We start from the raw sequence: 23675 nt of genomic DNA on the forward strand, positions 1-23675 counted from the left end.
TAAATAAACAATTACGATTATCTAGTTGTAGGTGCAGGTCTGTTCGGTGCAGTCTTTGCTCATGAGGCAGCTAAAAAGGATAAAAAGATCAAGGTTATCGAAAAACGAGACCACATTGCTGGTAACATCTATACAAAAGAAGTAGAAGGAATTCAGGTCCATAAATATTGAGCTCATATTTTCCACACTTCTGAGAAGGTAATTTGGGACTATGTGAATCAGTTTGCGGAGTTCAACCGCTACACAAACACTCCAGTTGCCAACTACAAGGGTGATATTTACAATCTTCCATTCAACATGAATACCTTCAATAAACTGTGGGGTGTGGTTACTCCAGCGGAGGCAGAGGCAAAGATTGCTGAGCAACGTGCTGTTTTGGGAGGAAAAACACCTGAGAGCTTGGAAGAACAAGCCATCTCACTAGTTGGTACAGACATCTATGAAAAATTGATCAAGTCATACACCGAGAAACAATGGGAAAAACCATGTACGGAGTTGCCAGCCTTTATCATTCGTCTTTTGCCCGTGCGTTCGACTTACGACAATAACTATTTTAATGATACTTTTCAAGGTATTCCCATTTGTGGTTACACGCAGATTGTTGAAAAAATGTTGGACCATGACAATATTGATGTGGAGACAAATGTTGATTTCTTTGCCAATAAGGAAGACTATTTAGCGACCTATCCGAAGATTGTCTTTACAGGAATGATTGACGAGTTTTTTGATTACCAACTTGGTGAATTGGAATATCGTAGCCTTCGATTTGAGACAGAAGTATTGGATATGGAAAACTATCAAGGGAATGCAGTTGTGAACTACACAGATAGTGAAATACCATTTACTCGAATCATTGAACACAAACATTTTGAATTTGGTACTCAACCGAAAACCATTATTACACGTGAGTATTCGAAGACCTGGAAACGAGGCGATGAGCCGTATTATCCAGTGAACAATGATCGTAACAACAAACTCTATACTGCTTATAAACGCCTCGCAGAACAACAAGAGAATGTTATATTTGGTGGACGTCTTGGTCATTATCGGTACTATGATATGCATCAAGTCATCGGAGCTGCCTTGCAGTGTGTGAGAAGTGAAGTTGAGTAAATATGACAAATAAAAAAGTACCCAGTTCGCGATTACCGTTGGAAACACGAAAAGGGTACTTTTATACTCTTCGAAAATCAAAAGTAGACGGAGTTGACTTGATTTGATGAACTTTAGTTCTATCTGCGTCTGCGTCATCTAGACTGATTTTGACTTTCATTGAGTATTAAATGTCATTTTAGAAATCACCTTAGGGGATTGATTTGAGTCAACAACCAGAAAATAAGAAAGTAATGTCTTATGCGTCTGGCTTCAAGAAATAGAATGGTTTTTAAATCCGATTATCTTTTGTAGAAAATAGGAATGAACCCAATCTATATTTGTTTCGCTGAAAATGAATAATGCTGATCTTCTAATAGTGCAATGTAAAAGTGGATTTGCGCAGCATGATAATAAGGTAACACATAAATGCCAACTATACCGAAGGTGATAGTAGAAAGTAGGAACCATCCGATGAAATGCAGATCTAACAGAAAGCGTTTCATTTTGTATCCTTTCATTAGGTTCCGACTGTATTTAACGGTAGAAAGAGGATTGCGGTAGTCATTCGTAGTTAATTGATCAAATAAAACTGTCTCAACTTGCGAATAGGCGTAGATTTGAGGTAGATAAACAATCAATCCAATGATCATCAGCAAAAATCCGATGAAAAACAGCATGCCTGTCACACTGAGAATGTCATAGGGAATTTGAACCTCGGTAACGCTCCCTTGTGAAGGGAGAAAACTCGATAAATAGATAATTGAGCCTAAAAAACATACTAGACCGATGTAGAAAATAAGGCCCCAAAGAAATAACAAAATGCGCTTTAAGATGAAAGTAAAGAAAATCTTTTTAAAATGTTCATGTTGAAAAATAGCCAATGAACTGCTCACTCTGTACTCATTCGCTCCCTGTTTAATGCCTTTGAAAAGAGCCCACGTTATAGATAGATATAAAAGGCTCATTAAGAGTCCATAAAAGATAGGAAATAGTATGCTAGACAGTAGGTAACTGAAATGTAGATTGGATCCATCTTGTGACAAGTATACCTCAAGAATAGATTGACGAGTGGATGAGAAAAGTTGGACACTGACGGATATGAGCACTGGAATAAGTGCAATTTGAAAGATGTTGGGAGTATCTTGTAATGTTTTTCTAGCCTTGTCAGTGATTGTAGCAATAGTCAACATAGATATGGTCTCCTTTGATAGACATTGTAACATAATTCTAGATGACAAGCTAGATTTTTTTTGATAGACTGGAAGGTGCTGTGGAAATTAATCGATTCCTTATTTCAAGATAGTTAGAGTAAGTTTTGTTCTTCTCAACTATCAAAACGATTCGTCGGATACACATGGAAATGATACTTGTTTATTTTTCATATGACAGACCAATCGATTAGACCATGCAAGATTAAATTCCTAGGACTGTTTTTCCTAGCGGGAGGTAAATAAAAGATGACAGATGTTCCAATCAAGTATCGCTTGATTAAGAAAGAAAAGCATACAGGTGCTCGTTTGGGTGAAATTATTACCCCACACGGGACCTTTCCAACCCCTATGTTTATGCCAGTTGGGACTCAGGCAACGGTAAAGACCATGTCGCCTGAAGAATTGAAAGAGATGGGATCAGGGATTATCCTATCCAATACCTATCATCTGTGGCTCCGCCCAGGTGACGACTTAGTGGCTCGTGCAGGTGGTTTGCACAAGTTTATGAGTTGGGATCAACCAATTCTGACTGACTCAGGCGGTTTCCAAGTATACTCTCTAGCAGATAGCCGAAATATTACTGAAGAAGGTGTTACATTTAAAAACCATCTCAATGGTAGTAAAATGTTCTTGTCACCTGAAAAAGCTATCTCAATTCAGAACAATCTTGGTTCGGATATTATGATGAGTTTCGACGAGTGTCCGCAGTTTTATCAACCTTACGATTATGTAAAAAAATCGATTGAAAGAACCAGTCGTTGGGCAGATCGTGGTCTTAAGGCTCATCTTCGTCCCCATGACCAAGGCTTATTTGGTATTGTACAGGGTGCTGGTTTTGAGGATCTTCGTCGCCAATCAGCTCATGATTTGGTTAGCATGGATTTTCCAGGATACTCTATTGGGGGATTGGCTGTTGGGGAGACACATGATGAAATGAATGCTGTACTGGATTTCACCACCCCACTATTGCCAGAGAATAAGCCTCGTTACCTCATGGGTGTTGGAGCACCAGATAGCTTGATTGATGGTGTGATTCGTGGGGTTGATATGTTTGACTGTGTACTACCAACACGCATTGCACGTAATGGAACATGCATGACCAGTCAAGGACGTCTTGTGGTTAAAAATGCTCAGTTCGCTGAGGACTTTACACCATTAGATCCAGAGTGCGATTGCTACACATGTAAAAACTACACACGTGCGTATCTCCGTCATTTACTTAAGGCCGACGAGACATTTGGTATTCGTTTGACCAGTTATCACAATCTATTTTTCTTGATTAACCTAATGAAAAATGTCCGTCAAGCAATCATGGATGACAACCTTTTGGAATTCCGTCAAGACTTTATGGAAAAATATGGTTACGGTAAAAACGGACGAAATTTTTAAGATAAAAAGCCTTCTTGGTTGGACTAAGACATTTTTTAGTTACACTTTCTTACAATTTTGTTAGACACGCATACAAATAAATAAAGCATACGATTATGAAACTCTTCGGTAACATGATCGTATGCTTTTATATTAATAATCGGCTTTAAAGCACTTCTATTTAACATCAAAAGGAACTGTTGCCAACGAGCTTTGAGGAGTGAAGAAACGATTGGTTCCCATTAACCTTCAAAATACAAGAGTTCTTTTGGTGTTTTTGTGAAGAGTTCAAATCCAGTTTCTGTGACATAACCGCAGTCTTCAATCCGGACACCAACTTTTCCTGGAATATAAATACCAGGTTCAACTGAGAAGCACATGCCTTCTTTGATAACCAGGTCGTTGCCTTCCATAATAGATGGAAATTCGTGGACACTCATGCCCAAACCATGTCCAAGACGGTGGTTGAAATACTCACCATAACCAGCTTTTTCAATCACTGATCGTGCGGCATAGTCAATTTCACTAGCGGTCACACCAGGCTTGATCATATTAACTGCAGTCATATGAGCCTCTAAAGTTAAGTTGTAAATATCCTGTTTAAACTGGTCTGGCTTACCGACAGCGACTGTGCGCGTCATATCCGAAGTATATCCCAAAGCTTCTACACCTAGGTCGAACAATAGCAGAGCGTCATTTTCGATTTTGTTTGTTGATGGAATTCCGTGTGGGTTAGCGGCATTATTTCCAGTTAAGACCATGGTATCAAAGCTCATTTTTGAAATGCCTTGTTTTTTCATTTCAAATTCAATCTGAGCAATGATATCAGTTTCTGTTACGTTGAGTGAGATATTATCAAAGCCAACTTGCATTGCTTTATCTGCAAATTCACCAGCAACCAACATTTTTTCTATTTCATCACGCGACTTGATCAATTTCATAGTATTGATTAATGGTGTAATATCAGAGAATGGTTGATTGAAGATGGATTGAAGACCATGATAACGTGTTAGGTTTAGGTTGTCAAATTCAGCACCAATCGCTGAGAAATGCTTTTGAGGAAGTTTATTTTTGATGATTTGCCATGGATTTTCTGAATCCATATATCCAGCGACTGGAAAATCAACCGTGGCAACTGCACGCTCCACATCCAAGGCAGGAAGGAAAAGGAGTGATTCATGATCAGGCATGACAAAGAGCAGCATATGGCGCTCATGCGGATCACTAAGGTAACCAGTCAGATAATAAATACTAATTGGATCTGAAAAGATTGCTAAATCTAATTTATTTGAATCGAGGTAATTTTGGACGTGTTGCAATTTTGACATGGCTTTTCCTTTAAAATTTGGTAATCATTTTGAAATTTTCTTTTATTATATAGACTATTGTTTCAAAAAATCAAAAAATTTGCAAGTACAAAGGAAAAAAATACGATTTTCTCTTGAAAGTGGTTTCAAAAAATGATACACTATGATTGAGTGAAAGCGTAATTTTCATAGAAATTTGATTTAAGAAAGGAAGGGTAAATAGATGATGAATACAGACGATACCGTGACGATTTATGACGTTGCGCGTGAAGCTGGTGTGTCAATGGCTACAGTCAGTCGTGTAGTCAATGGTAATAAAAACGTCAAAGAAAACACTCGTAAAAAAGTGTTAGAGGTGATTGATCGATTAGATTATCGCCCAAATGCTGTTGCGCGTGGTTTGGCAAGTAAAAAAACGACAACTGTGGGGGTTGTGATTCCAAATATTGCCAATGTCTATTTTGCAACCTTGGCTAAGGGGATTGATGACATTGCTGATATGTATAAGTATAATATCGTATTGGCAAACAGTGATGAAAATGACGAGAAAGAAATTAATGTTGTCAATACATTGTTTTCTAAGCAAGTTGATGGTATTATCTTCATGGGCTATCATCTGACAGATAAGATTCGTGCGGAATTTTCACGTTCACGCACTCCGATTGTATTAGCAGGTACTGTCGATTTGGAACACCAATTGCCAAGTGTCAATATTGACTACGCAGCTGCAAGTAGTGATGCAGTAAAATTGCTTGCTAAAAATAACAAAAAAATCGCCTTTGTTTCAGGTCCATTGGTTGATGACATCAATGGGAAAATTCGTTTTTCTGGTTACAAAGAGGGACTCCAAGCGAGTGGTTTAGAGTTTAATGAAGGTCTTGTCTTTGAATCAAAATACAAATATGAAGAAGGCTATGCCTTGGCGGAACGTGTCTTGAATGCGGGAGCAACTGCAGCATATGTCGCTGAAGATGAAATCGCTGCCGGTTTGTTAAATGGTATTAGTGATCGTGGTATAAAGGTTCCTGAAGAATTTGAAATCATTACAAGTGATGATTCACAGGTAACAAAATATACTCGTCCAAATCTGACGTCCATCAATCAACCGATTTACGATATTGGCGCAATTGCCATGCGTATGTTGACAAAAATTATGCACAAGGAAGAATTGGATAATCGCGAAGTTATCTTGAATCATGGTATCAAGGAACGTAAATCTACAAAATAAGGATTCAGAAGTCGAACTAATCAGTCGGCTTCTTTTTACTTTTTCAGAAAATAGGTAAGGGATTTCCCTATCTGTTTACGGTTTCACTATTTGAAAAAGTAGTGTATAATACATATATGAGTACAAAGAAATTAGTCATAAACATGTTAAGTTCTAGCGAAAAAGTAAAGGGACAAGGGGTATCAGGGGCCTATAGAGAGCTGATGCACTTATTGCGAGAACGTGGAACAACTAAGCTAGACATTAAAGAAAAACTATTTGTTAAGGCGGATGTAACCCATTACCATACCATAGATCCCATCTTTTTTTTGACGACATTTTTTAAGAAAAGAACAGGGCGACGAGTTGGTTATGTGCATTTTCTTCCTGATACTCTTGAAGGTAGCTTACAAATTCCACGTTTTCTTAATCCTCTTGTATCTTGGTATGTGATTACCTTTTATAATCGTATGGACCAGTTAGTGGTCGTCAATCCGAGTTTCATAGATGATTTAGTGGAGTATGGAATTTCACGCGATAAAATCACTTATTTACCAAACTTTGTAAATCGTGATCAGTGGCATCCTCTTTCTACAGAAGAAGTGCAAGATGTTCGAAAACAGTACGCAATTTCTCCAGATCAATTTGTTGTATTAGGTGCAGGGCAAGTGCAGAGACGAAAAGGAATTGATGACTTTGCACAATTAGCAAGAGAATGTCCAGATGTGATCTTTGTTTGGGCAGGTGGTTTTTCATTTGGTAATATGACTGATGGACATGCAGAATACAAAAAATTAATGGAGCAGCCTCCTAAAAATCTCATTTTCACAGGGATTGTTGATGCAGAAGAAATGCTAAAATTGTATAACATGGCTGATGTTTTCTTTTTACCTAGTTATAGTGAATTATTCCCAATGACGATTTTAGAAGCAGCCAGTTGTGGTACACCCATCATGTTGCGAGACATTGATTTATACAAGGTTATTCTCGAGGGAATGTATTTGCCAGTAAAAAATATGGATGAAATGAAAACGGCTATAGAAACGTTGCAGAATCAACCAAATCAGCTGGTTGAATTGACAAATAAAGCGAGAGAGATTTCTAACTATTATTCTCCGGAATCCTTGCTTGAAAAGTGGCTTGCCTTTTACCAAGAGCAGGCTGATTTAGCTAAATCATAATACATAAAATAGGAGAAAGCATGCGGATTGGATTATTTACAGACACCTATTTTCCACAAGTTTCGGGTGTGGCAACTTCGATTCGAACTCTCAAAACTGAGCTTGAAAAATTAGGTCATACAGTATTTATTTTTACAACAACAGATGAGGGTGTCAATCGCTACGAGGATTGGGATATTATACGTTTACCGAGTGTTCCATTTTTCGCATTTAAAGACCGGCGAGTAGCCTATGCTGGTTTTAAAGATGCCTTAAAGATAGCAAGTCGCTATAGGTTGGACTTGGTTCACACCCATACAGAATTTACCTTAGGTATTCTAGGTAAGATGGTTGCAAAAGAACTACAAGTTCCTGTTGTGCATACCTATCATACTCAATATGAGGATTATGTACACTATATCGCTAAGGGACGGTTGATTCGTCCTGGAATGATAAAATATTTTGCTCGCTCGTTCCTTCATGATTTGGACGGTGTTATTTGTCCGAGTGAAATTGTTGAGGAACTATTAGTACGATACAATGTTCCTATTTCAAAAAGGGTCATACCAACAGGGATTGACTTGGCAAAATTTGATCGCCCTGAAATCTGTCCTTCGGACATTGAGGAATTAAGGGAACAACTGGGCATTGGACCAGATGAAACCATGTTACTCAGCCTATCTCGTATCTCACATGAAAAGAATATTCAGGCTGTTATTAAAGCAATGCCGAACATTTTGGCGGACAATCCAAAGGTAAAACTAGTTATTGTTGGTGGTGGGCCATATGAGACAGCTTTGCAGGATATGATTGTTGAATTGAGACTGACAGATTCTGTTCAGATGACGGGAATGGTTGCACCAAGTGATACAGCTCTGTATTATAAAGCTGCCGATTTTTTTATTTCGGCTTCAACAAGTGAGACCCAAGGGTTGACTTTTTTAGAGAGCTTGGCAACGGGAACTCCCATTATCGCTCACTCGAATCCCTATTTGTCTAATGTTATCACTGATAAGATGTTTGGAACGCTATTTTTACATGAAGAGGAACTTTCAGATGCAGTCATTGAAGCAATTGTCATGACCCCTCCTATGAATCCTCATGTTTTGGAAAAAAAATTATATGAAATTTCCGCGACTAACTTCGGACGCAGAGTGTTTGAATACTATCTCGATTTGAAAATTTCATATGATTTCAAAAAAGAGCATACAAATCAAGATAGTGTGGCTGAAGTATTGTTAAAAGAAGCCATTTATTTACCACGTAAAGCAGTAGTCAAATCAACAGATACTACAGCAAGGATGCTAAAAAAATCTGTTGAACAGGTGAAGTCTATTCGGAATTTCTTTGATTAATTTGGAGGGTTCAAATGGAAAGATTACAAAAGGAGAGTTGGGAGAGTCTGGCTGTAGTAGCCCTTATTATACTATTCATGTATGCAGGTATTTACCTGATTGCCTTTCATCTGATTAGTGACACCATGCTTTCTAAGGAGCTGGTGGTCGGGAATATATTGCTCTATACTCCCATTGTGTTGTTCCTAACGGGTCTTCTTTGTGGATTTTTAAACGGCTTTTCTCTTAGCCTTCTTGCCTTGGTTTTACTGCTTTATCCTGTAACCATCTTTTTCTTTAAGGAATGGATTATTCTCTACCAGATTGTCTACACCTTATGTGCTCTGATTGGAAATGGGATAGGAGCTCTGCTATTTACACAAAGGAAAAAAATGAAGAAAAATCCTTGAAAAATCAGGAAATCCTGATATAATAGCTGTTAGAGACTTATCAATTCTAGGAAATCTTTGAGAGAGTGGGCGTTTGGTGAAAGTACACAGAGGATAGAATTGACACTACTCGGTATGATTTTATGCAAACATAAAAGGGTGGTTCCCTTATCGCCAAACATGAGGTCTATGACACTTTTTTGTCGTAGATAAATGAAGGTGGAACCACGTTACGACGTCCTTTTGCAAGGACGTCGTATTTTCTTTTTTGACAAAACAAGGAGATGAAGTTGACCAGCATTCCACAAGAAACGATTGACCGTTGCCTAGCCATTCGCAAGGCTTACAAAGAATTGGAAGTCAAGCACCACGATAAAGAGTGGTCCATTGAGGAGTGAAACAGTCTGGGGATAGACTGTTTCAGCTCGACAACTTAAAATAAAGAATTGTTGACCAACGATATTGGTAACATGAACCGTCTGATTATGACCAAGCAGGGCCGTTACTATGATGAAACACCCTATAGCTTAGAGCATAAAATGGCTGAAAATATCTAGTGGTTGATTGAACTGGCTGACCGCCTGGATATTGATTTTCAAAAAGAAATGGAAACCTTTTTAACTCAGAAAGAAGAGTTATTGGGGATTAAAAAATAAATAAAAAAATAGAAAGGACTAGGGTCTCCGTATTTGGTTGAACTGAATACGGGCTACGGACTGGGCCAAAAAGATAAACGAGAACTAGATGCTTGCGTCGTCGTTTTGTTTCCTATTTTGTCTGTGTCCGCTTAACACCCTTTATATCTTATATTATGATTAACATTACTTTCCCAGATGGTGCTGTTCGTGAGTACCAAGCTGGTGTGACTACTTTTGAAATTGCGGAGAGCATCAGCAAGTCTTTGGCGAAAAAGGCTCTTGCTGGTAAGTTTAATGGTAAATTGATTGACACTACTCGTGCTATTGAAGAGGACGGTACGCTTGAAATCGTAACGCCTGACCATGAGGATGCCTTGGACATCTTGCGTCACTCAGCGGCGCACTTGTTTGCCCAAGCAGCTCGTCGGCTTTTCCCAGACATCAAGTTGGGTGTTGGTCCAGCTATTCAGGACGGTTTTTATTACGATACGGACAATGCAGCAGGTCAGATTTCAAATGAAGACCTGCCACGTATTCAGGAAGAAATGGCTAAAATTGTCAAAGAGAATTTCCCTTCAGAACGTCGTGAGGTAACTAAGGAAGAAGCTCTTGAAATTTTCAAAAATGATCCTTACAAGTTGGAATTGATTCAAGAACACTCGGATGACGAGGGCGGTTTGACCATCTATACCCAAGGCGAATACGTTGACCTCTGCCGTGGGCCACACGTTCCGTCAACAGGTCGTATCCAGATTTTTGAATTGCTCAACGTGGCAGGTGCTTACTGGCGTGGTAAGAGCGAAAATCCAATGATGCAACGTGTGTATGGTACAGCTTGGTTTGACAAAAAAGATCTCAAAGCATACCTGCAAATGCGTGAAGAGGCCAAAGAGCGTGACCACCGTAAACTTGGTAAGGAATTGGATCTTTTCATGATTAGCCAAGAAGTTGGTCAAGGTTTGCCATTCTGGTTGCCAAATGGAGCGACTATCCGTCGTACCTTGGAGCGTTACATCACAGACAAGGAATTGGCTTCAGGTTACCAGCACGTTTATACGCCACCTTTGGCTTCTGTCGAACTCTACAAGACCTCAGGTCACTGGGATCATTATTCAGAAGACATGTTTCCAACTATGGACATGGGTGACGGTGAGGAGTTTGTGCTTCGTCCGATGAACTGTCCGCACCACATTCAAGTTTATAAAAATCATGTGCGTTCTTACCGCGAATTGCCAGTGCGTATCGCTGAGCTTGGGATGATGCACCGCTATGAGAAATCTGGTGCTCTTACAGGTTTGCAACGGGTACGTGAGATGACTCTTAACGACGGTCATATTTTCGTGACACCTGAGCAAATCCAAGAAGAGTTCAAAAAAGCACTTCAGTTGATTATCGAAGTGTACGCAGATTTCAACCTAAACGACTACCGTTTCCGTCTGTCATATCGTGACCCAGAAGACAAAGAGAAGTACTATGACAACGATGAGATGTGGGAAAATGCCCAGCGTATGTTGAAAGATGCTATGGATGAAATGGGCGTAGACTACTACGAGGCAGAGGGGGAAGCAGCCTTTTACGGTCCAAAATTGGATATTCAGGTGAGAACTGCCTTAGGTAATGAGGAGACACTGTCAACCATTCAGTTGGACTTCCTCTTGCCAGAACGTTTTGCTTTGACCTACATTGGTGCTGATGGTGAAGAACACCGCCCAGTTATGATTCACCGTGGTGTTATCTCAACTATGGAACGCTTCACAGCCATTTTGATTGAAACCTACAAGGGCGCCTTCCCAACTTGGTTAGCTCCAACCCAAGTGACTATGATTCCAATCTCTGTGGAAGCTCACTTGGATTATGCTTGGAAGGTTGCAAAAGAATTGCAAGACCGTGGTGTTCGCGTACACGTGGATGAACGTAACGAGAAGATGCAGTACAAGATTCGTCAGAGTCAGACCAGCAAGATTCCATACCAGCTCATCGTTGGTGACAAGGAAATGAAAGATAATGCTGTCAACGTTCGTCGCTACGGAAGTAAGGCAACGCAAACTCAGTCTGTTGCAGAATTTGTGGACCATATCCTAGCAGATATTGCTCGTAAGTCAAGACCAGCTGAAGAAGAATAAATAAAGCAAGAAGTCCGAATGGGCTTCTTTTTTGACAGCAAAAAAATCCCAACCAACTGGCTGGGAGAAATCTTACTCTATGCTGCTCGCCCAAGACTTAGCCACATAACGTGACAGACTTGAAATGGCAAAATTGATAACAAAGTAGATGAGAGCAACAATGAGGTAAAGGGCAAAAACTTGTTCTGCTTCAAAGTAGCGTCCCATGAGGATTTGACTAGAACCAAAGAGTTCTTGCAGGGCGATAACGGAATAGAGAAAACTAGTGTCCTTGATGACCGTTACAATCTGCGAGATGATGGCTGGCAGCATTTTGCGAATAGCCTGAGGCATAATGATATAGACCATGATTTGTACAGGGGTAAAACCCTGTGACAAACCAGCTTCGGTCTGGCCCGGTCCGATGGCGTTTAGACCGCCGCGGATAATCTCGGCCATGGCTGCCGTGGTAAAAATAGTAAAAGCAGTAATACCAGCAGGCGTTGACTTCATTTGGAAGACTAGGAAAACTGTGAAAATCCACAGCAAGTTTGGGACATTACGCACAAATTCAATATAGATGGTTGCAATCCACTTGAAAATTGGATTTTTCCCATTACGCATGATGGCTAAAATCATTCCGAAAAGAATGGATAGGATCACCGAAATACTTGAAATATAGACTGTTAACTTCAAACCACTCCACAAGAGTTGGAAGGTTGAAGGTTTGAGTAATTCTAAAACATAATTCATCGTTCAACCTCCTTTTAGTGTGAAAAGGCTGACTTATTCTTTTCTTCAATGCGTCGGCCCCAGCTTGCAACAGGGAAGCACATGATGAAGTAAAGGAAAGCAGCACCAGCAAAGGCTGGGATGTAGTTAGCATTCATGGCAGACCAAGATTTTGTCATAAACATAATATCAGCTCCTGAGATGATGGCAACAGTGGCAGTATTCTTAATCAAGTTCACGACTTGGTTGGTCAAAGGTGGCAGAATGGTCGGAATGGCCTGTGGCAAAATGATAATCCACATGGTTTCAGCTTGAGTAAATCCTTGTGAAAGTGCAGCTTCTGTTTGACCAGTTGGCACAGCTTCAATCCCTGCACGAATGACCTCTGCAATATAGGCACCGTGATAGAGTCCCACGCAGATAACAGCTGTCCAGTAGATGGACGGCATGAGAACATAATTTGAAATCAGCGGAAGTCCATAATAAACAATCATGAACTGAACCAAAAGCGGCGTATTCTGATAGTATTCAACATAGACACGTGCGATGATTTTTAAAACTTTATTTTTACTTGAAGAGAGACTACCAAAGACAATTCCTAAAAACATGGCCATGATAAAGGCTCCGACAGAAATGGCTAAGGTAAAGAGAAATCCTTGGAAAAAAATTGGAAAATCCTTGAAATAACTGACCCAATTCTCCCAAGCGTAAGGACTAGTTGTTAAAACTGTCATATTGTTCACCTTTCTATTCGTCAGTTTCTGTGACTGGTTCTAGACCATTGGCATCATAGAAGGCCTGAAGAGTACCATCGGAAGTCCATTTTTCAACAAGGCTGTTTAAGTAGTTGTTAAGGTCTTTGTTAGATAATTTAGTAACAATTCCATAATCAGAAGCTGAGAAGCTAAAGTCCATTAGTTCTGATTTTGAGCCAATGTAACCGGATAGAATGGATTGGTCAACAGAGAAGGCATCAGTTCTATGTGCTCTAAGGGATACGGAGAGTTCCGGATAGGAACCGAGTTCAGCAAAGTTTACTGCAATGCCATACTTATCTGCCAATTCAGAGACGAGGGTACGTGTAATGGAACCCTGAGCTACTCCGATTGTCTTTCCATTTAGGTCGGTAAAGGTCTTAATTCCACTATCCTTATTGACCAAGAAGCCAACGGCATCTGTGTAGTAAGGAGTTGTGAAATTGTAGAGTAACTTGCGTTCTTCTGTGATGGTGAAGGTTGCGATGACCAAATCCACTTGACCATTATCGAGAAGTGGTCCACGTGTTTGGGCAGTAACCGGAGTGAATTCAATATCTACACCTAATTCGTCTGCGATTCTGCGAGCAATGTCAATCTCCAATCCTTCAAATTCACCAGAATCTGGGTTCTTGTAGCCAAAGTTTGGAACATCCTGTTTGACACCAACTCGGAGAACACCTCTCTCGATTATTGCCTGAACTTGGTCACTGTTCGATAATTCTGTAGGGGTATCTGTTTGCGCAATGGGCTGTTTAACTACGAATAGGAGTATGGCTACTAGGACTAGTAGTGGAAATGTCAGAAAGAGAGTATGATTCTTCTTTTTCATAGGTACCTCCTATAACTTTACCTTATCAGATTCGTGGTTGATGATCTTACTGAGGAATTGCTTAGCTCTTGGTTCGGTTGGGTTTTCAAAGAATCCATTGACATCGGTCGTGTCTACCAAAACCTCTCCCTCAGCCATAAAGATAATACGGTCAGCAACCTCACGTGCAAAGCTCATTTCATGCGTTACAACAATCATGTTCATCCCATCTCGCGCTAATTTTTGCATTACCGCTAAAACATCACCGATGGTTTCTGGATCGAGGGCAGAAGTTGGTTCATCAAACAACAAAAGTTCAGGTTGCATAGCCAATCCACGTGCAATTGCGACACGTTGTTTTTGTCCGCCAGATAGCATAGCAGGATAGGAATCTTTTCTATCCCAAAGGTTAACAAACTCGAGGTATTTTTGAGCAGTTTTTTCAGCAGTTGCCTTATCAATACCTAAGACCTTTGTCGGAGCTAGGGTAACATTTTCTAAAACTGTCTTGTGTGGATAGAGATTAAAATGCTGGAAGACCATACCGACTTCTTTACGTAAGGCAACTAATTCTTTGATGGACGTAGAAGAAATATCATGACCATTGACGACCAATTGACCTTCATCGATTGCTTCTAAACCATTGATAGTTCGGATGAGTGTCGATTTTCCTGAACCAGATGGTCCGAGCAATACGACAACCTGTCCAGGTTCAAATTTCAAGTTTATATTGCGTAAGGCGTGGTAGTCGCCGTAGTATTTATTTACATTTTTAAAATCTACTAATGCCATAAGTGTCTCCTTCAATAAAAAACATGGTATTAGTATCATATCATTGCAATCATTAAATGTCAAGCAAATTCAGACAATTTAATAAATAGCATGTCATAAAACGTAACATAAGATTATGTGCACATCTTGTAAAATGAAATTTTTAAATAAGTTTGATATAATAGATAAAAGATAATAAAGATAATAAAGATAATAAAGATAATAAAGATAATAAAGGTAATAAAAAATGAAGAAAATTTTAATTGTTGATGATGAGAAACCAATCTCGGATATTATTAAGTTCAATATGACACGTGAAGGATATGAGGTAGTTACTGCGTTTGATGGACGTGAGGCGCTTGATATTTTTGAAGCAGAGTTTCCAGACATTGTTATTTTAGATTTAATGCTTCCAGAAATAGATGGATTAGAAGTAGCACGGACGATTCGAAAAACAAGTAATGTTCCTATTTTAATGTTGTCAGCTAAAGATAGTGAGTTTGATAAAGTTATTGGGCTTGAAATTGGTGCGGATGACTATGTGACAAAGCCATTCTCAAACCGTGAATTACAGGCACGTGTAAAAGCTCTTCTTCGTCGAAGTGAATTGGCTGAGACGCAAGGAGCAGTTGAATCATCTGGTACTCCAGAATTGGTAATCGGTGATTTGGTAATTGTTCCAGATGCTTTTGTAGCTAAGAAACATGGAAAAGAACTTGAACTAACACACCGTGAATTTGAATTATTGTATCATTTGGCCAAGCACATTGGGCAAGTCATGACGCGAGAGCATCTACTTGAGACTGTTTGGGGATATGATTATTTTGGAGATGTACGTACTGTGGACGTGACAGTTCGACGCTTGCGTGAAAAAATTGAAGACACTCCAAGTCGTCCGGAATACATCTTGACACGCAGGGGAGTAGGTTATTTTATAAAAGCTTATGATTAATCAATTACGCTATCTAATTACAACAGCTGAATTTTGGTTTGTTGTTATTTTGATCGGATTTCTAATGGCGTTGACAGTATTGTTGATAGAAAACTATCGTGACAATAAGCAGATTCAATTACTCAATAAAAAAGTTGGCGCCTTGATAGATGGTAATTACTCTGATGTATTGGATTTACGAGGAAGTCCAGAGATTACCGAAATGGCAAATTCACTGAATGATTTGTCAGAAGTAATCCGTTTAACGCACGATAACCTAGAACAAGAAAAAATCCGGCTCAGTTCCATTCTTTCCTACATGAGTGATGGAGTCATTGCTACAGATCGTATTGGCCGAATTATCATGGTCAATGATATGGCGCAGAAACAACTGGGGTTAAAAGATCATAAACAGGAGCAATATTTTTTACTTGATGTTCTAGAACTTCAAGACCAATATAGTCTGCGTGAGTTGCTATCTCAAACACCTGAAATCGTCTTAGAAAAAGTTAATGAGAATCAAGAATTACTGACCTTACGAGCTAATTTTGCAACGATTAGGAGTGAAAGTGGGCTCATATCAGGGTTGGTTGTTGTCCTACATGATATGACGGAGCAGGCCAAGGAGGAACGTGAGCGCAGACTGTTTGTTTCTAATGTCAGTCACGAATTGCGTACACCGTTGACCTCGGTTAAATCATATTTGGAAGCCTTGGATGAGGGAGCTCTGACCGAATCGGTTGCCCCAAGTTTTGTCAAGGTATCCTTAGATGAAACCAACCGGATGATGCGGATGATTACAGATCTTTTAAGTTTATCTCGCATTGATAATCAGGTTGGAGAGATGGATGTAGAGTTAATCAATTTTACAGCCTTTATCACTTTTATCTTGAATCGCTTTGATCAGATGAAGAATTCTGATGTTGGTAAGACCTACGCTATTATTCGTGATTACCAGATTAGTCCAATTTGGGTTGAAATTGATACCGATAAGATGACGCAGGTACTGGATAATATTTTGAATAATGCTATCAAGTATTCTCCAGATGGGGGAAACATTACCTTTAGTATGAAAACGACAGATAGTCAGCTTATTCTTTCTATTTCAGATGAAGGTTTGGGAATTCCTAAAGCTGATTTACCTAAAATATTTGACCGTTTCTATCGAGTTGATAAAGCGCGTTCGAGAGCCCAAGGGGGCACAGGTTTAGGTTTGGCGATTGCAAAAGAGATTGTAAAGCAACACAAAGGTTTCATTTGGGCTAAAAGTGAGTATGGACATGGTTCGACATTTACGATTGTCTTACCATATAGTAAGGATATTGCACTGGATGAGTGGGAAGAGGTTGCTGAGGAAGAATAGGGGAGTATGATCGGAACTGGTTTTAATTATAGTATTTTAGCATCCGGGTCTAGTGGAAATTGTTTTTATTTGGAAACGGATAAAAAGAAAATTTTAGTGGATGCAGGTTTATCGGGAAAAAAAATCACTAGTCTTTTGGCAGAAATTGACCGAAAACCAGATGAGATTGATGCCATTTTAGTCACCCATGAACATAGCGATCATATCCATGGTATAGGAGTGTTAGCTCGTAAATATGGTATGGATATTTATGCCAATGAATTGACCTGGCAGGCAATGGAAAGCAAGCTGGGCAAAATTGATGTCGCCCAAAAACACATTTTTGAATTGGGCTCAATGAAAACTTTTGGAGACCTAGATATTGAGTCATTTGGTGTCAGCCACGATGCTGCTTGTCCGCAGTTCTACCGTTTTATGAAAGATGATAAATCCTTTGTTATGTTGACGGATACTGGTTATGTTAGTGACCGAATGGTGGGTATTGTGGAAAATGCAGATGCCTATTTGATTGAATCCAATCATGATGTTGAAATCCTTCGTTCGGGTTCTTATTCTTGGAATTTGAAGCAACGGATTTTGTCGGATAAAGGGCATCTTTGTAACGAAGATGGTGCTGATGCCATGATTCGTTCGCTCGGAAATCGGACCACTAAGATTTACCTAGGGCATCTATCAAAGGAAAATAATATCAAGGAACTGGCACATATGACTATGGTTAACCAATTGGCACAAGCTGATTTAGGTGTTGGTACAGATTTTCAAATTTATGATACTTCGCCAGATACAGCGACTGTATTGACCAAGATTTGATAGATAGAAAGATCCGTAAAAGGTCGTGTTCGCACGGCTTTTTTTGTTTTTTTGCGATGAAGTGAAAAGAGGAAAAATGATATAATAATTCGCGCTATTATTTCAAATTTATTCACTGTTACTAGTAGAATTGAAAAGACTTATATTGGAGACGATTTTATTGTGGAGGAAGATTATTGTATGGAGAAAATATTTCTTGAAAGGGAGGCTAAGGCTAAAAATTATGATTTTCCTGTGGTATAATAAGAAGAATATTTCTAGAATGAGGTTTGTCTTTTGAAAAAAAAGAATCATCAATCAACTGGTAATGCAAGAAATATGATTCCAATTCGATTAAATATTTTATTTGGAGTCGTCATTTTATTATTTACAGTGCTGATTGTTCGGTTGGCAGATATGCAGATTGTGCATCATGATTTTTATAGTAATAAATTAGCAACTGCTAGTCAGAAAGTAGTCACTAAAAGTTCTGTTCGAGGACTGATTTACGATGCCAAAGGAAAGCCTTTGGTTGAAAATCAGATACAACAAGTAGTGTCCTTTACGCGCTCCAATAAAATGACTGCTGAGGAAATGAAGCAGGTTGCTAAAAATTTACTTCAATGGGTCACAGTGTCGGATGTCAGTGTTTCAGATCGGGATAAAGCTGACTACTATTTGGCAGATCAAACAGTCTACCAGGAAGTGCTAAATAAACTTCCTAAAGAGCAACGATTCGATGCAGATGGCAATTATTTAAGTGAATCAGAAATCTATACAAATGCTGTTGCTAGTTTAACGCCTGAACAGTTAAACTACTCTGATGAAGAGTTGAAAGCAATTGAACTATTTACGCAGATGAATGCTGCATCTTATTTTGAAACAGTCAATCTTGTCACAGACAGCCTTACCGCTGAGCAGGTGGCTTTGATTGTAGCGAATTCTGATCAACTTGAAGGAATTTCAACTACAAATAACTGGCAACGGAGTATTTTAGATACCTCCTTAAGCTCGATTATAGGGACTGTAACAAGCGAACAGGCAGGTTTACCAGCTGAGGATGCCGATTATTATTTGTCAAAAGGATATTCTGCGAATGACCGCGTGGGAACTGCCTATCTTGAAAAACAGTATGAAGAAGTCCTGCAGGGTCAACGTGAGAAGAAAGAAATTAATTTAGACAGAAATGGTAACGTCGAGAGTATTGAAACCATTCAAGAAGGACAACAGGGAAACAATATTAAGTTGACCATTGACTTGGCCTTTCAAGATGGCGTCAATGCGATTCTAAAAAAATATTTTGAGAGTGAGTTGTCAACGGGAAGTGCACTGTATTCGGAAGGTGTTTATGCAGTTGCATTAAATCCTTCTACAGGTGCAGTGCTTGCTATGTCTGGATATAGTCACGAAAAAGGCTCAAGTACCATTACCGAAGATGCTCTTGGAACGATTACGAGTGTCTTTACACCTGGTTCAATTGTCAAAGGTGCTACAATTAGTTCTGGATGGGAAAATGGGGTTATCAGTGGCAACCAAGTACAATTAGATGAGCCGATATATTTTGCAGGTTCAGCTCCGATTACATCTTGGTACGGTGCTTACGGTAGTTTTAATATTGATGCTACTCAGGCTTTGGAATATTCATCAAACGCTTATATGGTTAAGATTGCTTTGGGACTACTTGGGCAAACCTATTCTGCAAATATGTATTTGAATGATGGGGAATCTTTGACAAATGCCATGACAAAACTGCGGTCAACTTTTGCAGAATATGGTCTTGGTGCTTCTACAGGGATTGATCTTCCACTTGAATCCACTGGTTTTTTACCTGATGAATATAGCACAGCGAACTTCATTACCAACGCATTTGGTCAGTTCGACAACTATACACCAATGCAAATGGCACAGTATGTGTCAACAGTTGCCAATAAAGGAACTCGCATTTCACCACATTTGGTTGAAGGGATTTATGGCAATACGGACCAAGGTGGGCTTGGAGACCTGATTGAATCCGTTTCAGTAAAAGAGTTAAATCAGGTAAATATTTCTGAGGACGAAATGGCCATTCTTCGACAAGGATTTTATCAAGTGGTAAATGGAAATGGTCAATTTAATACAGGTAGTGCAATTGGCCAAGGAGCAAGTGTGACAATCAGTGCGAAAACTGGTACGGCAGAAACTTATACAACAACTCCTTCAGGTGAAGTCGTAACAGCAGTAAATACAAACGTAGTGGCCTATGCACCGAGTGACAATCCCCAAATTGCTGTTTCGGTGGTGCTACCAAACTTAACAAATCAATCATCTATGACAACAAAAACGATTATGCGTGAAATAATCAACTTATACCAATCAATGTATCCCATGAACTAAGGAGGCCTATGCTCTACCCTACACCCATTGCAAAGCTAATTGATAGTTATTCTAAATTACCCGGTATTGGTATCAAAACTGCCACTCGTCTAGCATTTTATACAATTGGTATGGAGGATGATGTCGTTAATGAATTCGCCAAAAATTTATTGGCAGCCAAGCGAGATTTATCTTATTGCTCGATTTGTGGTAATCTGACGGACCAAGACCCTTGTGCTATTTGTCAGGACTCAACGAGAGATCAATCTACAATTTTGATTGTAGAGGATAGTCGGGATGTTACGGCTTTGGAAAATATTCAAGAATATCACGGTCTCTATCATGTTTTGCATGGCTTGATTTCGCCAATGAATGGTATCGGACCAGATGATATTAATTTGAAATCCCTCCTCACTCGTCTGATGGACAATGAGGTTACAGAAGTTATTGTGGCGACAAATGCAACTGCGGATGGTGAGGCGACTTCAATGTATATTTCTCGTGTGCTTAAACCTGCTGGAATAAAAGTAACCCGATTAGCTCGAGGTCTAGCAGTTGGAAGTGATATTGAATATGCCGATGAAGTTACTCTACTGCGAGCAATCGAAAACAGAACAGAGTTGTAGACGAATGGCTGGTTGACTCATAATCATTCGAATTTACCTTAGGTCAATTTCGAGTGGTTAAAATATGCTATACTAATAGAGAAACTATTGACACAGGAAGGATTGAATATGTCAAAAGAAACCTTGATTTTACTTTATGGTGGACGTTCAGCAGAACGTGAAGTATCTGTTTTATCCGCAGAAAGCGTTATGCGCGCCATCAATTATGATAATTTTTTTGTCAAAACCTATTTCATTAGTCAGACAGGGGACTTTATTAAGACGCAAGAGTTTTCTCAAACACCGTCTGCCGATGAAAAACTCATGACAAATGCGACAATTATTGAAGAACAAAAAATCCGTCCGAGCGATATCTATGAAAAAAAGGCAGTCGTTTTCCCAGTTCTTCATGGGCCAATGGGAGAAGATGGCTCTATTCAAGGCTTCTTGGAAGTGCTTCGTATGCCTTATGTTGGCACCAATATTTTATCTTCTAGCGTTGCCATGGATAAGATTACAACCAAGCGCGTACTAGAATCAGCTGGCATTGCCCAAGTACCTTATGTGGCAGTTATCGAAGGTGAGAATATTGCGGAAAAGATTGCAGAGATTGAAGAAAAGTTGACTTATCCGGTCTTTGTAAAACCTGCTAATATGGGTTCCAGCGTTGGTATCTCTAAAGCTGAAGATTTAGCTGGCCTACATGCAGCTCTAGACTTAGCATTTAAGTATGATAGTCGTATCCTTGTTGAGCAAGGTGTCAACGCCCGTGAGGTTGAAGTTGGTCTTTTGGGAAATGCTGACGTGAAAACCACACTTCCTGGCGAAGTAGTCAAAGACGTTGCCTTTTATGACTATGATGCCAAGTACATTGATAACAAAATCACAATGGATATTCCAGCCCAAATTGACGAATCAATTATGGCTATCATGCGAGAAAATGCTGCCAAGGCCTTTCGTGCAATCGGTGGTTGTGGACTTTCTCGCTGTGATTTCTTCTTGACAGAAGACGGCGATATCTTCCTCAACGAGCTCAACACCATGCCAGGCTTTACCCAGTGGTCCATGTATCCACTCCTTTGGGACAATATGGGCTTAGCTTACCCAGATTTGATTGAAGAGCTTGTTCGATTGGCCAAAGAAATGTTTGAAAAACGTGAAAGTCATTTAATATAAAACAAGGAAAAGATTGGAAATTTTACCAATCTTTTTTTATTTCATTTTCTAAATCTTTTTCTTGCAAAGGGTTGCAAAAAGGAATAAAATGGAACATGTTCTGGAGGTGTTTATGTATCAAACGACAGTAAAAGGGAAAGGTCTGTTTCAGGCAATTTCTCAAGGTTATGGTGAACCGGTTCATACCTTTGGTGTGACGGAGAAGGGGGAGACTCCCGTTAGTCTAGTCAACATTGGCTTAGCTGCCTGCGTCACCATGTGTGTCCAGGGTTATTATGCCAGCAAAGAAGGCAATAAAACTATGCCTGTTCAGGTGGAGAGTCGTTTGGATAATGAGCACATTGAAGTGTTGGTTGGAATCGGAGAGGAGGTCTCTTCGGAAAAGCAGGAAAAGATTCTTGCATACGTTGAACAAAAGTGTAAAGTTAAAGCTCTTTTAAAAGAAAGTATTATATTTGAGGCAAAATTTTATGTCTTAGAAAGTGTGGAGTAAGATGTTTTTAGCAATTGAAGAGATGCGGCAGAATAAACTGCGTTATGGCTTGATTTTAGGATTGTTAATTCTAATTTTCTACCTTGTCTTTTTCCTGACTGGTTTGGCTTATGGTCTCATGCAGGAAAATAAAACAGCAGTTGATAAATGGCAGGCGGATTATGTCTTGCTTAATTCAGAAAGCAATCGCTTGATTACAGCGTCAAAAATTGATACAGCTTTGCTTGACCAAGTAGATGCTGGTGACAAGGCCTTGATTCGCCAACAGGCAGGAGTTGCATATGTGGATAAAGATGCTGCAACTGATGAAAAAGAGAATGTCAATATCTTTGCGGTTGAAACAGATAGTTTTATCGTACCGAATATTGTAGAAGGTCGTTTGTATGAAAAAACTGGAGAAGTCGTTGTAGACAAAACTATGTCAGAGGTAGAAGGTTTTGGAATTGGAGATCAAATCTATCTGTCAGGTTCTGATGAAAAAGTGACTATTGTTGGGTATACAGATAATGCTTATTTTGGCGTGGCACCTGTCGTTTATATGGATTTTGATGCATTTTCAGAATTAATGCAGGCAGATAAGCAACAGGCAGCTACTAGTAGTCTGGCCAGTGCCATTGTCATTCGTGGAGATGCCTCCTCAGTACCGGATGAGTTGGAAAAAGTTGCCATTAAAGATTTCATTGAAAATCTGCCAGGATATAAGGCTCAAAATATGACATTCGGCTTTATGATTGGTTTCTTGGTCGTCATTTCTGCTATTGTGATTGGTATTTTTATCTTTGTTTTGACAACACAGAAATCTCCGATTTTTGGTTTGATGAAAATTCAAGGTCTTTCAAATGGCTATATCTCAGGTTCTGTACTGGCTCAAACCTTCCTTCTGGCTGGTTTGGGAACTGTCGTTGGATTGGCTGGAACGTATTTGTCATCCCTTGTCTTGCCAAGCGCTGTGCCATTTGAAAATAACTGGACCTTCTATATCGTAATCGGTCTAGCTCTTGTAGTATTTGCCCTATTAGGTGCTAGTTTCTCTGTACGTTCTATCTTTAAGGTAGATCCATTACAAAATTTATCTTAGGAGGTTGT

At 39.4% G+C, this 23675-nt stretch carries 20 protein-coding genes and 2 pseudogenes; 16 read left to right on the plus strand and 6 right to left on the minus strand.

Annotated elements, in window-relative coordinates:
• Window positions 1-3 precede the first annotated feature (3 nt).
• Window positions 4-1113 (plus strand): annotated as a pseudogene (glf, locus tag ACPC58_RS01050) (UDP-galactopyranose mutase).
• 314 nt (window positions 1114-1427) lie between these two features.
• Here glf and ACPC58_RS01055 read toward each other — a convergent pair.
• On the minus strand, window positions 1428-2285 hold the full coding sequence (locus tag ACPC58_RS01055; RefSeq protein ID WP_434064983.1) for a DUF975 family protein: 858 nt from the start codon (window positions 2283-2285) through the stop codon (window positions 1428-1430).
• Between the two features lie 267 nt (window positions 2286-2552).
• Here ACPC58_RS01055 and tgt point away from each other — a divergent pair, with 267 nt between their 5' ends.
• Window positions 2553-3695 carry a tRNA guanosine(34) transglycosylase Tgt gene (gene tgt / locus ACPC58_RS01060; protein ID WP_434064984.1) on the plus strand — a complete coding sequence of 381 codons (1143 nt, stop codon included), beginning with the start codon at window positions 2553-2555 and terminating at the stop codon, window positions 3693-3695.
• A gap of 221 nt (window positions 3696-3916) precedes the next feature.
• Here the strand turns inward: tgt and ACPC58_RS01065 are convergent, their stop codons facing one another.
• Window positions 3917-5002, minus strand: coding sequence for a M24 family metallopeptidase (locus ACPC58_RS01065; RefSeq protein ID WP_217374813.1), 1086 nt, complete (start codon window positions 5000-5002; stop codon window positions 3917-3919).
• A gap of 205 nt (window positions 5003-5207) precedes the next feature.
• Here ACPC58_RS01065 and ccpA point away from each other — a divergent pair, with 205 nt between their 5' ends.
• The 6 genes and pseudogenes from ccpA to thrS all read left to right on the plus strand — a co-directional run bounded on the left by ccpA (window position 5208) and on the right by thrS (window position 11832).
• On the plus strand, window positions 5208-6209 hold the full coding sequence (gene ccpA / locus ACPC58_RS01070; RefSeq protein WP_277836884.1) for a catabolite control protein A: 1002 nt from the start codon (window positions 5208-5210) through the stop codon (window positions 6207-6209).
• A gap of 116 nt (window positions 6210-6325) precedes the next feature.
• On the plus strand, window positions 6326-7369 hold the full coding sequence (locus ACPC58_RS01075; protein WP_217374814.1) for a glycosyltransferase family 4 protein: 1044 nt from the start codon (window positions 6326-6328) through the stop codon (window positions 7367-7369).
• A gap of 20 nt (window positions 7370-7389) precedes the next feature.
• Window positions 7390-8703 carry a glycosyltransferase family 4 protein gene (locus ACPC58_RS01080; protein ID WP_434064985.1) on the plus strand — a complete coding sequence of 438 codons (1314 nt, stop codon included), beginning with the start codon at window positions 7390-7392 and terminating at the stop codon, window positions 8701-8703.
• Window positions 8704-8717: 14 nt separating this feature from the next.
• Window positions 8718-9092: a hypothetical protein gene (locus ACPC58_RS01085; RefSeq protein ID WP_434064986.1), complete on the plus strand. Its 375-nt coding sequence runs from the start codon at window positions 8718-8720 to the stop codon at window positions 9090-9092.
• A gap of 263 nt (window positions 9093-9355) precedes the next feature.
• A pseudogene (locus tag ACPC58_RS01090) lies at window positions 9356-9727 on the plus strand (MazG-like protein).
• A 155-nt stretch (window positions 9728-9882) separates the two neighbouring features.
• Window positions 9883-11832 carry a threonine--tRNA ligase gene (thrS, locus tag ACPC58_RS01095; protein WP_274504671.1) on the plus strand — a complete coding sequence of 650 codons (1950 nt, stop codon included), beginning with the start codon at window positions 9883-9885 and terminating at the stop codon, window positions 11830-11832.
• A 72-nt stretch (window positions 11833-11904) separates the two neighbouring features.
• Here thrS and ACPC58_RS01100 read toward each other — a convergent pair whose 3' ends face one another.
• From ACPC58_RS01100 to ACPC58_RS01115, 4 genes are read right to left on the minus strand one after another with little or no spacing between them, the layout of a single operon-like run.
• Window positions 11905-12564, minus strand: coding sequence for an amino acid ABC transporter permease (locus tag ACPC58_RS01100; protein ID WP_217374818.1), 660 nt, complete (start codon window positions 12562-12564; stop codon window positions 11905-11907).
• 14 nt (window positions 12565-12578) lie between these two features.
• Entirely contained in the window at window positions 12579-13277 is a 699-nt protein-coding gene (locus ACPC58_RS01105; RefSeq protein WP_217374819.1) for an amino acid ABC transporter permease, read from the minus strand.
• A 13-nt stretch (window positions 13278-13290) separates the two neighbouring features.
• Window positions 13291-14130, minus strand: a complete 840-nt coding sequence (locus ACPC58_RS01110; RefSeq protein WP_434064987.1) for a transporter substrate-binding domain-containing protein — start codon at window positions 14128-14130, stop codon at window positions 13291-13293.
• 9 nt (window positions 14131-14139) lie between these two features.
• Entirely contained in the window at window positions 14140-14901 is a 762-nt protein-coding gene (locus ACPC58_RS01115) for an amino acid ABC transporter ATP-binding protein (protein WP_130554350.1), read from the minus strand.
• Window positions 14902-15127: 226 nt separating this feature from the next.
• On the opposite strand from ACPC58_RS01115, the gene yycF reads away from it, so the two are divergent.
• From yycF to ACPC58_RS01155, 8 genes are all read left to right on the plus strand, one after another.
• Entirely contained in the window at window positions 15128-15832 is a 705-nt protein-coding gene (gene yycF / locus ACPC58_RS01120; RefSeq protein WP_024391260.1) for a response regulator YycF, read from the plus strand.
• Window positions 15825-17174: a cell wall metabolism sensor histidine kinase VicK gene (gene vicK, locus ACPC58_RS01125; protein WP_217469406.1), complete on the plus strand. Its 1350-nt coding sequence runs from the start codon at window positions 15825-15827 to the stop codon at window positions 17172-17174. The genes yycF and vicK overlap by 8 nt, the downstream gene beginning before the upstream one ends.
• 6 nt (window positions 17175-17180) lie before the next feature.
• Window positions 17181-17984 (plus strand): MBL fold metallo-hydrolase, encoded by an 804-nt coding sequence (locus tag ACPC58_RS01130; protein ID WP_434064988.1) that lies wholly within the window; start codon window positions 17181-17183, stop codon window positions 17982-17984.
• A 318-nt stretch (window positions 17985-18302) separates the two neighbouring features.
• Window positions 18303-20336, plus strand: coding sequence for a penicillin-binding protein PBP2B (pbp2b, locus tag ACPC58_RS01135; protein ID WP_434065037.1), 2034 nt, complete (start codon window positions 18303-18305; stop codon window positions 20334-20336).
• 8 nt (window positions 20337-20344) lie between these two features.
• Window positions 20345-20941 (plus strand): recombination mediator RecR, encoded by a 597-nt coding sequence (gene recR / locus ACPC58_RS01140; protein WP_172036408.1) that lies wholly within the window; start codon window positions 20345-20347, stop codon window positions 20939-20941.
• A 108-nt stretch (window positions 20942-21049) separates the two neighbouring features.
• Window positions 21050-22096, plus strand: coding sequence for a D-alanine--D-alanine ligase (locus ACPC58_RS01145; protein WP_277836762.1), 1047 nt, complete (start codon window positions 21050-21052; stop codon window positions 22094-22096).
• Window positions 22097-22208: 112 nt separating this feature from the next.
• Complete coding sequence (locus ACPC58_RS01150; RefSeq protein WP_171988533.1) at window positions 22209-22589, plus strand: OsmC family protein; 381 nt, start codon at window positions 22209-22211, stop codon at window positions 22587-22589.
• Window position 22590: 1 nt separating this feature from the next.
• Entirely contained in the window at window positions 22591-23667 is a 1077-nt protein-coding gene (locus tag ACPC58_RS01155) for an ABC transporter permease (protein WP_434064989.1), read from the plus strand.
• Window positions 23668-23675 lie beyond the last annotated feature (8 nt).

This window comes from Streptococcus sp. VTCC 12905 (genome assembly GCF_049893385.1).
Lineage (GTDB): Bacteria > Bacillota > Bacilli > Lactobacillales > Streptococcaceae > Streptococcus > Streptococcus suis_AA.

Excerpts from the sequence above, each read along its gene's own strand:
- ACPC58_RS01055 (WP_434064983.1), bottom strand. The coding sequence starts at position 2,285 with ATGTTGACTATTGCTACAATCACTGACAAGGCTAGAAAAACATTACAA.
- tgt (WP_434064984.1), top strand. The coding sequence starts at position 2,553 with ATGACAGATGTTCCAATCAAGTATCGCTTGATTAAGAAAGAAAAGCAT.
- ACPC58_RS01065 (WP_217374813.1), bottom strand. The coding sequence starts at position 5,002 with ATGTCAAAATTGCAACACGTCCAAAATTACCTCGATTCAAATAAATTA.
- ccpA (WP_277836884.1), top strand. The coding sequence starts at position 5,208 with ATGAATACAGACGATACCGTGACGATTTATGACGTTGCGCGTGAAGCT.
- ACPC58_RS01075 (WP_217374814.1), top strand. The coding sequence starts at position 6,326 with ATGAGTACAAAGAAATTAGTCATAAACATGTTAAGTTCTAGCGAAAAA.
- ACPC58_RS01080 (WP_434064985.1), top strand. The coding sequence starts at position 7,390 with ATGCGGATTGGATTATTTACAGACACCTATTTTCCACAAGTTTCGGGT.
- ACPC58_RS01085 (WP_434064986.1), top strand. The coding sequence starts at position 8,718 with ATGGAAAGATTACAAAAGGAGAGTTGGGAGAGTCTGGCTGTAGTAGCC.
- thrS (WP_274504671.1), top strand. The coding sequence starts at position 9,883 with ATGATTAACATTACTTTCCCAGATGGTGCTGTTCGTGAGTACCAAGCT.
- ACPC58_RS01100 (WP_217374818.1), bottom strand. The coding sequence starts at position 12,564 with ATGAATTATGTTTTAGAATTACTCAAACCTTCAACCTTCCAACTCTTG.
- ACPC58_RS01105 (WP_217374819.1), bottom strand. The coding sequence starts at position 13,277 with ATGACAGTTTTAACAACTAGTCCTTACGCTTGGGAGAATTGGGTCAGT.
- ACPC58_RS01110 (WP_434064987.1), bottom strand. The coding sequence starts at position 14,130 with ATGAAAAAGAAGAATCATACTCTCTTTCTGACATTTCCACTACTAGTC.
- ACPC58_RS01115 (WP_130554350.1), bottom strand. The coding sequence starts at position 14,901 with ATGGCATTAGTAGATTTTAAAAATGTAAATAAATACTACGGCGACTAC.
- yycF (WP_024391260.1), top strand. The coding sequence starts at position 15,128 with ATGAAGAAAATTTTAATTGTTGATGATGAGAAACCAATCTCGGATATT.
- vicK (WP_217469406.1), top strand. The coding sequence starts at position 15,825 with ATGATTAATCAATTACGCTATCTAATTACAACAGCTGAATTTTGGTTT.
- ACPC58_RS01130 (WP_434064988.1), top strand. The coding sequence starts at position 17,181 with ATGATCGGAACTGGTTTTAATTATAGTATTTTAGCATCCGGGTCTAGT.
- pbp2b (WP_434065037.1), top strand. The coding sequence starts at position 18,303 with ATGATTCCAATTCGATTAAATATTTTATTTGGAGTCGTCATTTTATTA.
- recR (WP_172036408.1), top strand. The coding sequence starts at position 20,345 with ATGCTCTACCCTACACCCATTGCAAAGCTAATTGATAGTTATTCTAAA.
- ACPC58_RS01145 (WP_277836762.1), top strand. The coding sequence starts at position 21,050 with ATGTCAAAAGAAACCTTGATTTTACTTTATGGTGGACGTTCAGCAGAA.
- ACPC58_RS01150 (WP_171988533.1), top strand. The coding sequence starts at position 22,209 with ATGTATCAAACGACAGTAAAAGGGAAAGGTCTGTTTCAGGCAATTTCT.
- ACPC58_RS01155 (WP_434064989.1), top strand. The coding sequence starts at position 22,591 with ATGTTTTTAGCAATTGAAGAGATGCGGCAGAATAAACTGCGTTATGGC.